This window comes from Staphylococcus sp. 2S1 (genome assembly GCF_046721335.1).
GTDB classification, from domain to species: Bacteria; Bacillota; Bacilli; order Staphylococcales; family Staphylococcaceae; genus Staphylococcus; species Staphylococcus equorum_A.
Genome location: NZ_JBEUUJ010000003.1, coordinates 2,709,453 through 2,723,398, shown reverse-complemented (window position 1 = coordinate 2,723,398; position 13,946 = coordinate 2,709,453). Strand labels below are relative to the sequence as shown.

The 13,946-nt window shown below is 34.8% G+C and carries 11 protein-coding genes and 6 pseudogenes; all 17 read left to right on the top strand.

What is annotated here, in order from left to right; all coding sequences use genetic code 11:
- The first annotated feature begins 14 nt into the window (after window positions 1-14).
- Window positions 15-1,332: pseudogene (gene rho, locus ABLV90_RS14280) on the top strand (transcription termination factor Rho).
- Window positions 1,333-1,447: 115 nt separating this feature from the next.
- Window positions 1,448-1,732, top strand: coding sequence for a type B 50S ribosomal protein L31 (locus ABLV90_RS14275; protein WP_318420555.1), 285 nt, complete (start codon window positions 1,448-1,450; stop codon window positions 1,730-1,732).
- A 205-nt stretch (window positions 1,733-1,937) separates the two neighbouring features.
- Window positions 1,938-2,537 (top strand): thymidine kinase, encoded by a 600-nt coding sequence (locus tag ABLV90_RS14270; protein WP_460872808.1) that lies wholly within the window; start codon window positions 1,938-1,940, stop codon window positions 2,535-2,537.
- Entirely contained in the window at window positions 2,537-3,613 is a 1,077-nt protein-coding gene (prfA, locus tag ABLV90_RS14265; protein ID WP_460872807.1) for a peptide chain release factor 1, read from the top strand. Before ABLV90_RS14270 ends, prfA begins: the two co-directional genes overlap by 1 nt.
- Window positions 3,600-4,436, top strand: coding sequence for a peptide chain release factor N(5)-glutamine methyltransferase (gene prmC / locus ABLV90_RS14260; RefSeq protein ID WP_460872806.1), 837 nt, complete (start codon window positions 3,600-3,602; stop codon window positions 4,434-4,436). The genes prfA and prmC overlap by 14 nt, the downstream gene beginning before the upstream one ends.
- A 93-nt stretch (window positions 4,437-4,529) precedes the next feature.
- A complete protein-coding gene (locus ABLV90_RS14255) occupies window positions 4,530-5,573 on the top strand; it encodes an L-threonylcarbamoyladenylate synthase (protein WP_460872805.1) in 1,044 nt (347 codons plus the stop codon).
- Window positions 5,570-5,992: a low molecular weight protein arginine phosphatase gene (locus tag ABLV90_RS14250; RefSeq protein WP_427706837.1), complete on the top strand. Its 423-nt coding sequence runs from the start codon at window positions 5,570-5,572 to the stop codon at window positions 5,990-5,992. The genes ABLV90_RS14255 and ABLV90_RS14250 overlap by 4 nt, the downstream gene beginning before the upstream one ends.
- Window positions 5,993-6,141: 149 nt before the next feature.
- Complete coding sequence (locus ABLV90_RS14245; protein WP_069817680.1) at window positions 6,142-6,666, top strand: TIGR01440 family protein; 525 nt, start codon at window positions 6,142-6,144, stop codon at window positions 6,664-6,666.
- 23 nt (window positions 6,667-6,689) lie between these two features.
- Window positions 6,690-7,929: pseudogene (gene glyA / locus ABLV90_RS14240) on the top strand (serine hydroxymethyltransferase).
- 18 nt (window positions 7,930-7,947) lie between these two features.
- Window positions 7,948-8,577 carry a uracil phosphoribosyltransferase gene (gene upp / locus ABLV90_RS14235; protein ID WP_460872804.1) on the top strand — a complete coding sequence of 210 codons (630 nt, stop codon included), beginning with the start codon at window positions 7,948-7,950 and terminating at the stop codon, window positions 8,575-8,577.
- Between the two features lie 22 nt (window positions 8,578-8,599).
- A pseudogene (gene wecB / locus ABLV90_RS14230) lies at window positions 8,600-9,734 on the top strand (non-hydrolyzing UDP-N-acetylglucosamine 2-epimerase).
- 153 nt (window positions 9,735-9,887) lie between these two features.
- Window positions 9,888-10,238, top strand: a complete 351-nt coding sequence (locus tag ABLV90_RS14225; RefSeq protein WP_427706844.1) for an ATP synthase subunit I — start codon at window positions 9,888-9,890, stop codon at window positions 10,236-10,238.
- A gap of 28 nt (window positions 10,239-10,266) precedes the next feature.
- A complete protein-coding gene (gene atpB / locus ABLV90_RS14220) occupies window positions 10,267-10,989 on the top strand; it encodes a F0F1 ATP synthase subunit A (protein WP_046466137.1) in 723 nt (240 codons plus the stop codon).
- 39 nt (window positions 10,990-11,028) lie between these two features.
- Window positions 11,029-11,236, top strand: a pseudogene (atpE, locus tag ABLV90_RS14215) (F0F1 ATP synthase subunit C).
- Window positions 11,237-11,332: 96 nt separating this feature from the next.
- Window positions 11,333-11,858: pseudogene (locus ABLV90_RS14210) on the top strand (F0F1 ATP synthase subunit B).
- A 3-nt stretch (window positions 11,859-11,861) separates the two neighbouring features.
- On the top strand, window positions 11,862-12,401 hold the full coding sequence (locus tag ABLV90_RS14205; protein WP_046466136.1) for a F0F1 ATP synthase subunit delta: 540 nt from the start codon (window positions 11,862-11,864) through the stop codon (window positions 12,399-12,401).
- 20 nt (window positions 12,402-12,421) lie between these two features.
- Window positions 12,422-13,933, top strand: a pseudogene (atpA, locus tag ABLV90_RS14200) (F0F1 ATP synthase subunit alpha).
- The last annotated feature ends 13 nt before the right edge of the window (window positions 13,934-13,946 follow it).

Here is a 13,946-nt window from a genome sequence, read left to right as displayed (position 1 = left end):
ATGGGTGCAAGATAATGCCTGATAAAGTACGAACATCACCTCAGTATGAATCGTTCCACGAATTATACAAAAATTACACTACAAAAGATCTCACTCAAAAAGCAAAATCTCTAAAACTAACAAATTATAGTAAACTTAATAAAAAAGAACTTGTTCTTGCCATTATGGAAGCGCAAATGGAAAAAGACGGTAATTATTATATGGAGGGTGTATTAGATGACATCCAACAAGATGGTTATGGTTTCCTTAGAACAGTTAATTATTCAAAAGGTGAAAAAGATATTTATATCTCTGCCGCTCAAATACGTCGTTTTGAAATCAAACGCGGCGATAAAGTTACTGGTAAAGTAAGAAAACCAAAGGATAATGAAAAGTATTATGGTTTACTACAAGTTGATTTTGTAAACGACGAGAATGCAGAAGAAGTTAAAAAAAGACCTCACTTTCAAGCGTTAACACCATTATATCCTGAAGAGCGAATCGTTTTAGAAACAACGAAACAAAATTTTTCGACTCGTATTATGGATTTAATTACGCCAATTGGTTTGGGTCAACGTGGACTTATTGTTGCACCGCCAAAAGCTGGTAAAACGTCTCTATTAAAAGAGATTGCTAACGCTATTGCTATCAACAAACCAGATGCAGAATTATTTGTATTATTAGTCGGAGAACGTCCAGAAGAAGTAACAGATATTGAACGCTCTGTTGAATCTGCTGAAGTTGTGCATTCTACATTTGATGAGCCACCACAACACCATGTTAAAGTTGCAGAGCTTTTATTGGAACGTGCAAAAAGACTTGTTGAAGTAGGGAAAGATGTCATTATATTAATGGATTCAATTACAAGGTTAGCTCGTGCATACAACCTTGTCATACCACCAAGCGGACGTACATTGTCCGGTGGTTTAGATCCTGCGTCATTACACAAGCCAAAAGCATTTTTCGGTGCTTGCTAGAAATATTGAAGCTGGTGGCAGTATGACGATATTAGCTACCGCGTTAGTTGATACAGGGTCGCGTATGGACGATATGATTTATGAAGAATTTAAAGGTACTGGTAACATGGAATTACATCTAGACCGTAAATTGGCAGAACGTCGTGTATTTCCAGCTATTGATATCGGTCGTAGTTCAACGCGTAAAGAAGAATTACTTATTTCTTCAAAAGATTTAGAGTCATTATGGCAATTACGTAATATGTTTACTGATTCAATTGATTTTACAGAAAGATTTGTACGTAAATTAAAACGTACAGAAAATAATGCAGAATTTTTTGAGCAATTACAAAAGGTCGCTAAAGAAAGCACTAAAACAGGCAAACCAATTATTTAAGTTGAAATTAGCGAAGTGTTATCAAGCTAATATATGATTTAGGGTTGCGTTTTGGTTTTAAAGCAATTATAATTATCAAGTATTGGGTAAAAACTCACAAACAACTCTGTTCCAGATGGTTCAGGGCAAAGGAGCTGAAAATAATGAGAAAAATATTCATCCTGAATACCACAATGTAATCTTTTTAGATACAACTACGAATTTTAAATTCCTAAGTGGTTCAACAAAATCTTCAAAAGAGACTATGGAATGGGAAGATGGCAACGAATACCCAGTTATTCGTTTAGATGTTTCATCTGATTCACATCCATTCTACACAGGACGCCAAAAATTCGCTGCTGCGGATGGCCGTGTGGAACGTTTCAACAAAAAATTCGGAATCAAATCAAGCGACGAGTAATCGTTGTTATAAGGCATTCTCATTATATGAGAATGCTTTTTTGTTTTAGTTAGCGTTTTATAAATATAAGTCCCTAATTGAGAACATTACAATTTTAATAATTTTTATACATAAAATAACTCAATATCTTGAAGAAATAGCATATTTCAAATTAAAAAATATGCTATAATGAATCGATTATGTTTTGAAAAAGGTGGAACGCATAATGTATGAAACTTATCATTCCGGGTGGATTGAATGTATTACTGGAAGCATGTTTAGTGGTAAATCTGAAGAGTTAATTCGTCGATTAAGACGAGGCCTTTATGCTAAGCAAAAAGTAGTTGTATTTAAACCGGCTATAGATGACCGCTATCATAAAGATAAGATTGTTTCTCATAATGGCAACGCTATTGAAGCAATTAATATTTCGACAGCGGCTGAGATACTTAAGCACGATTTGTCAGATACAGATGTTATAGGCATCGATGAAGTGCAGTTTTTTGAAGAAGGTGTAGTTAATATTGTTGAACAATTAGCTAAAAAAGGCCATAGAGTCATTACAGCGGGATTAGATATGGATTTCCGAGGGGAACCGTTTGAACCTATTCCACACCTACTAGCAGTAAGTGAAGAAGTGACTAAACTACAAGCTGTTTGTGCTGTTTGTGGTGCATCTTCAAGCCGCACGCAAAGGTTGATTGATGGTAACCCGACAAAAATAGATGATCCAGTTATATTAGTTGGTGCAAATGAAAGTTATGAACCAAGATGCAGAGCGCATCATATTGTCGCACCAAGTAATAATATGAAGGAGGAAATGTAGTGTTTGATCAATTAGATATCGTAGAAGAAAGATATGAACAATTAAATGAATTGTTAAGTGATCCAGATGTAGTAAGCGATCCAGATAATTTAAGAAAATATTCAAAAGAACAATCAGATCTACAAAAAACTGTAGAAGTATATCGCAATTATAAACAAGTTAAAGAAGACATCGTTGAAATAGAAGAAATGTTGAAAGAAACAAAAGATAGTGATGAAATTGAGATGTTAAAAGAAGAACATCAATCACTTAACAATCAAGTTCCCGCACTAGAAGAGAACCTTAAATTTTTACTTATTCCTAAAGACCCTAACGATGAGAAAGACGTTATTGTTGAAATACGTGTCATTGCTGGTGGAGATGAAGCTGCAATTTTTGCAGGGAATTTATTTAGAATGTATTCTAAATACGCTGAAGCACAACGCTATAAAACAGAAATTGTAGAAGCCGCTGAAAGTGACCATGGTGGTTATAAAGAAATTAGTTTCTCAATTTCAGGATCAGGCGCATATAGTAAGTTGAAATATGAAAATGGCGCCCACCGTGTACAACGCGTACCTGAGACAGAATCTGGCGGACGTATCCATACATCAACTGCTACAGTCGCAGTACTACCAGAGGTTGAAGATGTAGAAATTGAAGTACGTAACGAAGATATTAAGGTAGATACTTATCGTTCAAGTGGCGCGGGTGGACAACATGTCAATACTACGGATTCAGCTGTACGTATTACACATATTCCGACTGGAATCATTGCAACATCTTCAGAAAAATCACAAATTCAAAACCGTGAAAAAGCTATGAAGGTTTTGAAAGCACGTTTATTTGATATGAAATTACAAGAAGAACAACAAAAATATGCAGCGCAACGTAAATCGGCAGTAGGTTCTGGTGATCGTTCAGAGCGAATTAGAACGTATAATTATCCTCAAAGTCGAGTGACTGACCACCGTATTGGTTTAACGATTCAGAAGTTAGATCAAGTAATGGAAGGGAAATTAGACGAAGTGATAGATGCATTAACATTAGCTGAACAAACTGATAAATTGAAAGAACTTAACAATGGTGAATTATAAAACACGACTGACTAATGCAAAAAATAAATGCATTGAACTAGACATTGAAACTACTCGAGCAGAATGGTTGATGTTAGATCTATTGCAATGGAGTAAAGCGGATTATTTGATGCATAAGGATGAAGTAATGTCGGATATACATTTAAATTTATATGACGACGCTGAAGTTCGAATGTTAAAAGGTGAACCGATTCAGTATATTGTTGGAAGCCAATCATTTTATGGTGAAACATTCAAGGTGACTGAAGATTGTTTAATACCTAGACCTGAAACTGAGGAAGTCATGTTACACTTTTATCACGAAATTCATTCGAATGATACAATTGTTGATATTGGTACAGGCAGTGGCAATATTCCAATTATACTCAAGAAGATGAATCGTTCATTAACTGTCTATGCTACAGATTTATATGATGCGGCATTAGCTGTAGCGCAAGAAAATGCGCTTAATCATCAAGTAGATATTCACTTTTTGCGGGGTGATGCATTAGAACCTTTAATAGAACAAGGTATAAAAGTAAATGGTTTAATTTCTAATCCGCCTTATATTGATGATAGTGAAGCTGCCCTGATGAATGACACAGTATTGAAGTATGAACCGCATTCTGCATTATTTGCAGAAGATAATGGGTATAAGGTTTATGATGCAATATTAAATCAATTACCGGAAGTACTTCTGCCGAATGCAAGGGTCGTTTTTGAAATTGGCTATAAACAAGGTCAAACATTGAAACAAAGAATACAATCTAAATATCCTTCATTAGATGTTCAAATTATAAAAGATATTAATAATAACGATAGAATTATTTCTTTCGAGTGGTAATAAGAAGTTATGTACTGAACATGATAAATCATGAGAGTGCATAACTTTTTATTTTATTCTAAAATGGATCATGAGAAGAAATGGAGGGACTAAATGGAAACGAAGATTTGGGATTTACAACAGTATAAAAATGAAATCAATCAATTTCCAGATATAAATGAAATCAAGCACATCTTTGAACAAGGAGGCTTGATTGCAATACCAACAGAAACAGTATATGGTCTTGGTGCGGACGCGAGAAATGCTGAAGCAATCAAAAAGATATATGAAGCGAAAGGTAGACCTTCAGATAACCCGTTGATTGTACATATACATGACTTAAAACAAATAGAGCATTTTACACAAGATATAACAGACGAAATTAAATTATTGATGAAACATTTTTGGCCTGGACCAATTTCTTTTATATTACCGCTTAAAAAAGGATACTTATGTGAAAGTGTAAGTGGTGGTTTATCATCAATTGCTGTTAGAATGCCAAGCCATTCAATCGGCAGACAAATTTTACAATTTGTAGACATACCAATAGCGACACCGAGCGCAAATTTAAGTGGTAGACCTTCTCCTACAACATTTGAGCACGTTTATTCAGACTTAAATGGTCGTATCAATGGCATGATAAACGGTGATCAAAGTGAAGAAGGTTTGGAAAGTACTGTGTTAGATTGCACACAGTTTCCATTTAGAATTGCTAGGCCGGGTTCAATAACAAAACCGATGATTGAAGCGGTGTTACCTAATAGCGTATCTACAGCAAACACTTTTGATAACGATAAACCAATCGCACCAGGAATGAAATATAAACATTATGCGCCAGATACACCGTTACAAATTGTTCAAGCATTCAATGTAAAACCTTCAGAAGAAAAAGATTGGAGTCAAACAGCATTTATCGTTCCAAGTGATAAGCGAGCGCTTGTCCCTGAAGGGTCCGTTTTTATAGAATTGTGTAAAAATGAAAATGATATTAGAGGTGCGAATCATAACCTTTATAAAATATTGCATCATATCGACCAAAATGAACAAATTAAAACAGCATTTATTTATGGCTTTGATATCACTGATCATACCGTAGCGATTATGAATAGAATGATGAAAGCCGCAAGTCAAACCATTGTTAAAGGAGATCAACTATGAGAATAATTTTTGTTTGTACTGGTAATACGTGTAGAAGTCCAATGGCTGAAAGTATTGCCAAAGCAAAAATGCCTGAATATATCATAGAATCACGAGGTGTTTTTGCTCAAGAGGGTCAGCCTACGTCTCAGAACGCACTGAGCATTATAAATGAACATCATTTACCATTACCGAATAATGCTAAATGTTTTACTGTAGAGGATTTAAATGCTGATTTAATATTAACAATGTCACAATCGCACAAAGAAACGATACAACAAATATATGGAGAAGCAGGAAAAGTGTATACAATCACGGAATATGTTCAACAAGAAGGAGAAATCACTGATCCATATGGTGGAACGTTATATGATTATAATAAAATATATAATGAATTAAATTTGTTGATAGATACTTTAAAAAATAAAATATTAAAGTAATAATTTTGTTAAAGTAGTATGAGTGAGTAGCTAAATACGTTATAATAATATACGTATAGCGAAATTGCTATCGTCTAATCTTGTATGTCTCATAGCATCAAGGTGTTTAAATACTTTTTTTAAATCATTATTTTAAAAGGGGTGGGAGAATGGAAGATCTAAAGTTATTGTTAAATGAGTTAAAGACTAAGTCTTTCTTTAAAGCAGATGAATTATGTGTGATTGGTTGTTCTACATCCGAAGTAATTGGTGAGCGTATAGGTAGTGTAGGTTCTATGGATGTAGCACAAGAAATATTTGAAGCATTAAAGGAAATTGAGAATGATACAAATGTTTCTTTTGTATTTCAAGGCTGTGAACATATTAACAGGGCAATAACGATAGAAAGGTCTAAGTTCAATCCCCTTACAATGGAAGAAGTGTCTGTTATACCAGATGTTCATGCAGGTGGTAGCTTAGCAACTTATGCTTACCAACATATGCAAGATCCAATGGTTGTTGAACAAATAACAGTGCCAAAAGGTATTGATATTGGTCAAACATTAATTGGCATGCATATTGCGCATGTAGCCATTCCAGAACGTACAAGTATTAAACAGATTGGTGAGGCAGTTGTTACAATCGCTTCTTCAAGACCTAAGAAAATTGGTGGCGAAAGAGCAAAATATAACTAATACAGAACGAGGGGGATTTACCTATGTCATTTATTCAAGAGCAAGATAAAGAAATATATGAAGTGATTCAAAATGAATTTAACCGTCAAAATAACAATATCGAGCTGATTGCTTCAGAGAACTTTGTTTCTGAAGCAGTTATGGAAGCGCAAGGTTCAGTATTAACGAACAAATATGCTGAAGGCTATCCAAACAGAAGATACTATGGTGGATGTGAATACGTGGATGTGTCTGAAACATTAGCTATCGAACGTGCCAAACAACTTTTTGGTGCTGAACACGTTAACGTACAGCCACACTCTGGGTCACAAGCAAATATGGCTGTTTATCTAGTAGCATTAGAACACGGTGATACTGTATTAGGTATGAATTTAAGTCATGGTGGTCACTTAACACATGGTTCGCCTGTTAACTTTAGTGGACAATTTTATAACTTTGTTGAGTATGGCGTAGACAAAGAAAATGAACAAATTGATTATGATGAAGTGTTAAGAGTAGCTAAAGAAAATAAACCTAAATTAATTGTCGCGGGCGCATCTGCTTATTCTCGAACTATTGATTTCAAACGATTCAAAGAGATTGCAGATGAAGTAGGGGCAAAATTAATGGTAGATATGGCGCATATTGCAGGTTTAGTTGCAGTTGGTTTACATCAAAACCCTGTTGAATATGCAGATTTTGTAACTACTACAACACATAAAACATTACGCGGCCCTCGTGGTGGAATGATTTTATGTAAAGAAGAGTACAAAAAGCAAATTGATAAAAAAATCTTCCCTGGTATTCAAGGCGGCCCGTTAGAACACGTTATTGCTCGGGAAAGCAGTTGCTTTTGGTGAAGCACTACAAGACGACTTCAAAACATATCAGCAACAAGTAGTTAATAATGCTAAAACGTTAGCAGATACATTAACTAAAGAAGGCTATAGAGTCGTTTCAGGCGGCACAGATAATCATTTAGTATCTGTAGATGTTAAAGGTTCAGTAGGTATCACTGGTAAAGTAGCTGAAGAAACATTAGATGCTGTAGGTATTACATGTAATAAAAATACAATTCCGTTTGATCAAGAAAAACCATTTGTAACAAGCGGTGTTCGTTTAGGTACGCCTGCTGCAACAACACGTGGATTTGATGAAGCCGCTTTTGAAGAAGTTGCAAAAATCATCAGTTTAGTTTTAAGAAATCCAGAAGATGAAAAAGCATTAGAAGAAGGAAAAGAAAGAGTTAAAGCATTAACTACAAAACATCCTTTATACAATTAAAATTGGAGGAAGTAAATTATGGGCAAAGTACATGTTTTTGATCACCCACTTATTCAACACAAATTAAGTTACATTCGAGACGTACATACAGGGACTAAAGAATTCAGAGAATTAGTAGATGAAGTAGGTATGTTAATGGCATACGAAGTAACAAGAGATTTAGAATTACAAGATGTAGAAATAGATACACCGGTTACTAAAATGGTAGCTAAAAGATTAACGGGTAAAAAATTAGCATTTGTACCAATTTTAAGAGTTGGGTTAGGTATGACACAAGGTATTTTAAACTTAGTACCAGCAGCGAGAATAGGTCACGTGGGTCTATATAGAGATCCTGAAACACTTGATGCAGTTGAATATTTTGTGAAATTACCCCAAGATATCGAAGAAAGAGAAATTGTAGTCGTAGATCCAATGTTAGCGACAGGTGCTTCAGCAATTGAAGCAATCAATTCTCTTAAAAAACGTGGTGCGAAAAACATTCGTTTTATGTGTTTAGTTGTCGCGCCTGAAGGTGTAGAAAAATTACAAGAAGCACATGAAGATGTAGATATTTTTATAGCCGCATTAGATGAGAAATTAGATAATCATGCATACATTACACCTGGTTTAGGTGATCTTGGAGACCGTTTATTCGGAACAAAATAGTTTTACCCAGGAGTGGAGTAGAATGAAGAAAATAATGACTGTGTTCGGGACACGTCCTGAGGCAGTGAAAATGGCGCCGCTTGTATTAGCATTGCGAGATGATGCTGAGTTGGAACCGATAGTAGTAGTTACTGCACAGCATAGAGAAATGTTAGATTCTGTATTGGAAAGCTTTCATATTACGCCAGATTACGATTTGGATATTATGAAACAAGGCCAATCATTATCTGAAATTACTTCTCGTATTTTGACTAAATTAGAGGACGTTATTAAGGAAGAGCAACCAGATATGATACTTGTGCATGGTGACACCATGTCAACTTTCGGCTGGAAGTTTGGCAGCATTATATAATCAAATTCCTATTGGCCATGTGGAAGCAGGGTTAAGAACTTGGGATAAATATGCTCCATTTCCTGAAGAAATGAATAGACAAATGGTAGGGGTAATGGCAGATTTGAACTTTGCCCCTACTAATAATGCTGCAGAAAATCTTATTGCGGAAAATAAACCGTCAGATACTGTAGTAGTTACTGGGAATACTGCAATTGATGCCATGAAGACTACCATACATGAACATTATCAATCTGATATTATCGACAGACATAAAGATAAACGTATTATTTTACTAACTGCCCACAGACGTGAAAATATTGGATCGCCAATGGAGCACATTTTTAAAGCAGTAAGAGATATTGTTGATAAATATGAAGATGTAGTAGTCGTTTACCCTGTACATAAAAATCCAAAAGTAAGAAGCATTGCAGATTTATACTTATCTAATCATGATCGAATTGAATTGATCGAACCATTAGAAGTAGTTGATTTTCATAATTTTGCGCATCAATCTTATTTGATATTAACGGATTCAGGTGGAGTTCAAGAAGAAGCACCATCTCTAGGTAAACCGGTATTAGTTTTAAGAGAAGCAACTGAAAGACCAGAAGGTGTAGAAGCAGGCACACTGAAAATTGTTGGTACAAATACGCAAATGATTTTTGATGCTACGCAAGCATTATTGGAAGACAAGCAATTGTACAAATCAATGAGTGAAGCGCGCAACCCTTATGGTGATGGAAATGCATCAAATAGAATTTGTGAAAATATAAAGTATTATTTTCATCTAATTCCAAAAAAACCTAGTTTTTTTAAATATTAATAGTGGTAAATGTGTCGTTTTTGTGACAAGTGTATAAAAAATTAAACTACATTTTGAATAGAATTGACACCTTTACCGCCCTATATTATTATTAAAACTGTATGATTGAAATGGTTTTCATCATTGAATGAAAAAATGAAGTGAGGCACAGTAATGAAACGTTTCAACATCATTTTTCAACAGTATATACAATTTTATTTATATGGTATAGTTGTACTGTTATTTGTGTTTATTTTCACAAGTTCGCCATTTATTTTAGGACTTATCATAGGCATGATTGGATCACTTATTAATACTTTTACTTTCGAGTTTTACTTAGCGAAAGCTAAACAAAAAGATAATATACATATTTCAACGGGCAACGTTTGGAGATATTTGGTTGTGATTCTTGCATGTTGTATTTGGTATTTTTATAAGGACTATATAAATATAATTGGTGTGGTTATTGGTTTAATGATTTCTTATGTGTTAATGGTTTTGAAACCGTTTTTACACAAGGAATAAAATCTTAATATGAAAGAGGTGAGAAAGCATGGATCATAAAGACCCTCTAGTCAGTTGGAATGTATTCGGTCTAGACATCGTGTTTAACCTATCATCAATTATGATGTTGGTTATTACAGCGCTTATTGTTTTTGTCATAGCTATTATTTGTACACGCAACCTCAAGAAACGTCCATCTGGTAAGCAAAACTTTATAGAGTGGGTTTTTGACTTTGTAAGAGGAGTTATCGAAAGTAACATGGCATGGTCTAAAGGTGGTCAATTCCATTTCCTTGCTGTTACATTAATATTCTTCATATTTGTCAGTAATATGATTGGATTACCTTTTCAATTAATTTCAGGTCATACACTGTGGTGGAAATCACCAACAGCTGATGCAACTGTTACTTTGACATTGTCAACTTTAGTTATCCTTTTAACACACTATTACGGTGTTAAAATGAAGGGTCCAAAAGGATACTTCCAGAACTATACTAAGCCTATATTCTTATTACCTATTAATATCTTTGAAGAATTCACTTCAACATTGACATTAGGTTTACGACTATACGGTAATATCTTTGCGGGTGAGTTACTGCTTGGTTTATTAGCAGGTTTAGTTATCGGTTTCCCAGCATGGGGATGGTTGATAGGTATCCCAGGTTTAATTGTTTGGCAAGGGTTCTCAATATTTATTGGTACGATTCAGGCTTATATTTTTGTAATGCTTTCAATGGTATACATGTCCCATAAAGTTCAGGACAGTCATTAATTAAAAAATTTTAAAAAGAAAAATTAGGAGGATTTATAAATGAATTTAATCGCAGCGAGCAATCGCAATCGGCTTATCAGCACTAGGTGCAGGTATTGGTAATGGTCTTATCGTTTCAAGAACAGTAGAAGGTGTAGCACGTCAACCAGAAGCACGTGGTCAATTAATGGGTATTATGTTCATTGGTGTTGGCTTAGTTGAAGCACTACCAATCATCGGTGTAGTTATCGCTTTCATGTCACTATAATTAAACCAGTTTTATGGCGAAGTCTTGTTGACTTTCGCCGTTCGTTTTTATCCATATGACTTATAATTATAATGAATGAAAGGAGTGTCTATGTAAGTGACTGCTACGACAAATATGTTCGTACTTGGTGCGGCTGACACTAGTGGTGTTCAGTGGGGAACAATTCTTGTTACCCTTGTAACTTTTCTTATATTAGTAGCTTTATTGAAAAAATTCGCTTGGGGTCCGTTAAAAGGTGTAATGGATCAACGTGAACATGATATTAATAAAGATATAGATGATGCTTGAACAAGCTAAATTAAATGCACAGAAGTTAGAAGAACAAAACAAACAAACGCTAAAAGAAACACAAGATGAGGTTCAAAAGATTTTAGAAGATTCTAAAGTCCAAGCCCGCAAACAACATGAAGAAATTATTCATGAAGCAAACATTAGAGCAAATGGCATGATTGAAACAGCACAGAATGAAATCAACAGTGAAAAAGAACGTGCAATTGCTGATATTAATAATCAAGTTTCTGAACTTTCAGTACTGATTGCATCAAAAGTACTTCAAAAAGAAATTTCAGGCAAAGATCAAAAAGAATTAGTTGAAAAGTACATTAAAGAGGCGAGGCGATAAATAATGGCTATCATAGCAAAAAAATATGCCAAGGCTTTATTTGATACTGCTAAAGACACAAACAATCTTGAAATGATGTACGAAGAATTTTCAACAATCAACGAAGCAGTACAACCTGAAACAAAAAAATTACAAGCATTGGATGCAGATCCACAAAAAGATGTACAACAGCGTCGTAGTTTTGCAAAAGTAGTGTTTGGTCATGCCAATCAATACTTACAAAACATGTTAACGATTCTTGCAAGTAACCGTCATCTTTCTTACATTCATGAAATATATATAGAATTTGAAGCTTTATTTAATCAACATCACAATCAGGAATATGCTGTAGTTGAATCAGTATATGAATTGTCAGATGAAGATTTAGAACGTATTGATACAATAATTAAATCACGTACAAATTACTCTAAAATCATGATTACAAATAAAATCAATCCAGACCTTATCGGTGGTGTCCGAGTTAAAGTTGGAACGAAAGTCATGGACGCAAGTATTAAAAATGATCTTGCACAATTAGAGAAACAATTTATTAGAGTGAAATAAAAATTTAAGGAGTGACATAGATGGCCATTAAAGCTGAAGAAATCAGTGCATTACTTCGCTCACAAATAGAAAATTATGAGTCAGAAATGGCTGTTACTGATGTAGGTACAGTACTACAAATAGGTGATGGTATAGCATTAATCCACGGATTAAATGATGTTATGGCTGGTGAGCTAGTAGAATTTAATAGCGGCGTTCTAGGTTTAGCACAAAACTTAGAAGAGTCAAATGTAGGTGTCGTAATTTTAGGCCCTTACGGCGACATTAAAGAGGGGGACGAAGTAAAACGTACTGGACGTATTATGGAAGTTCCTGTTGGTGAAGAATTACTTGGCCGTGTTGTTAATCCATTAGGACAACCAATAGATGGACAAGGACCTGCTAACACAACAAAGACACGCCCAGTTGAGAAAAAAGCAACTGGTGTCATGGATCGTAAATCAGTTGATGAACCATTACAAACAGGTATTAAAGCGATTGACGCATTAGTACCAATTGGCCGTGGTCAACGTGAATTAATTATAGGCGACCGTCAAACTGGTAAAACGACAGTTGCAATTGATACGATTTTAAACCAAAAAAACCAAGATACGATTTGTATTTATGTTGCAATCGGTCAAAAAGATTCAACTGTACGTACAAACGTTGAAAAATTACGTCAAGAAGGCGCGTTGGATTATACAATTATTGTTTCTGCTTCTGCAACCGATCCAACACCAATGCTTTATATTGCACCGTATTCTGGTGTAGCTATGGCTGAAGAGTTCATGTTTGATGGTAAGGATGTATTAATTGTTTATGATGATTTAACAAAACAAGCTGCGGCTTATCGTGAATTATCATTACTATTACGTAGACCTCCAGGCCGTGAAGCTTACCCTGGTGACGTGTTCTACTTACATAGTAGATTATTAGAAAGAGCAACAAAATTAAACGATGAATTAGGTGGCGGTTCAATTACTGCATTACCAATTATCGAAACACAAGCTGGCGACATCGCGAGCATATGTACCAACAAACGTTATTTCAATTACTGATGGACAAATTTTCTTACAATCAGACTTATTCTTCTCGGGTGTAAGACCCGCAATCAATGCTGGTCAGTCAGTATCACGTGTTGGTGGTTCTGCACAGATTAAAGCAATGAAAAAAGTTGCGGGTACTTTACGTTTAGACTTAGCGTCGTTCCGTGAATTAGAATCATTTGCTCAATTTGGTTCTGATTTAGATGAATTTACTGCACAAAAATTAGAACGTGGTAAACGTACAGTTGAAATTTTAAAACAAGATAAAAACCAACCACTACCTGTAGAGAACCAAGTATTAATTATCTATGCTCTAACTAAAGGTTATTTAGATGATATTCCAGTTGAAGATATCACTCGTTTTGAAGCAGAATTAAATCAATGGGCGAAATCAAATGCCTCTGAATTATTAGACGAAATCAAAACTTCTGGTGCTTTACCTAACGAAGATGCATTTGAATCAGCTATTACTGAATTCAAAAAAGTTTCAGTAAAACAGAAGCATAATAGTTATAGTAAA

What these genes read in the sequence shown, in the direction of transcription:
- ABLV90_RS14275 (WP_318420555.1), top strand. Translation starts at nt 1,448, where the DNA reads ATGGTTCAGGGCAAAGGAGCTGAAAATAATGAGAAAAATATTCATCCT.
- ABLV90_RS14270 (WP_460872808.1), top strand. Translation starts at nt 1,938, where the DNA reads ATGTATGAAACTTATCATTCCGGGTGGATTGAATGTATTACTGGAAGC.
- prmC (WP_460872806.1), top strand. Translation starts at nt 3,600, where the DNA reads ATGGTGAATTATAAAACACGACTGACTAATGCAAAAAATAAATGCATT.
- ABLV90_RS14255 (WP_460872805.1), top strand. Translation starts at nt 4,530, where the DNA reads ATGGAAACGAAGATTTGGGATTTACAACAGTATAAAAATGAAATCAAT.
- ABLV90_RS14250 (WP_427706837.1), top strand. Translation starts at nt 5,570, where the DNA reads ATGAGAATAATTTTTGTTTGTACTGGTAATACGTGTAGAAGTCCAATG.
- ABLV90_RS14245 (WP_069817680.1), top strand. Translation starts at nt 6,142, where the DNA reads ATGGAAGATCTAAAGTTATTGTTAAATGAGTTAAAGACTAAGTCTTTC.
- upp (WP_460872804.1), top strand. Translation starts at nt 7,948, where the DNA reads ATGGGCAAAGTACATGTTTTTGATCACCCACTTATTCAACACAAATTA.
- ABLV90_RS14225 (WP_427706844.1), top strand. Translation starts at nt 9,888, where the DNA reads ATGAAACGTTTCAACATCATTTTTCAACAGTATATACAATTTTATTTA.
- atpB (WP_046466137.1), top strand. Translation starts at nt 10,267, where the DNA reads ATGGATCATAAAGACCCTCTAGTCAGTTGGAATGTATTCGGTCTAGAC.
- ABLV90_RS14205 (WP_046466136.1), top strand. Translation starts at nt 11,862, where the DNA reads ATGGCTATCATAGCAAAAAAATATGCCAAGGCTTTATTTGATACTGCT.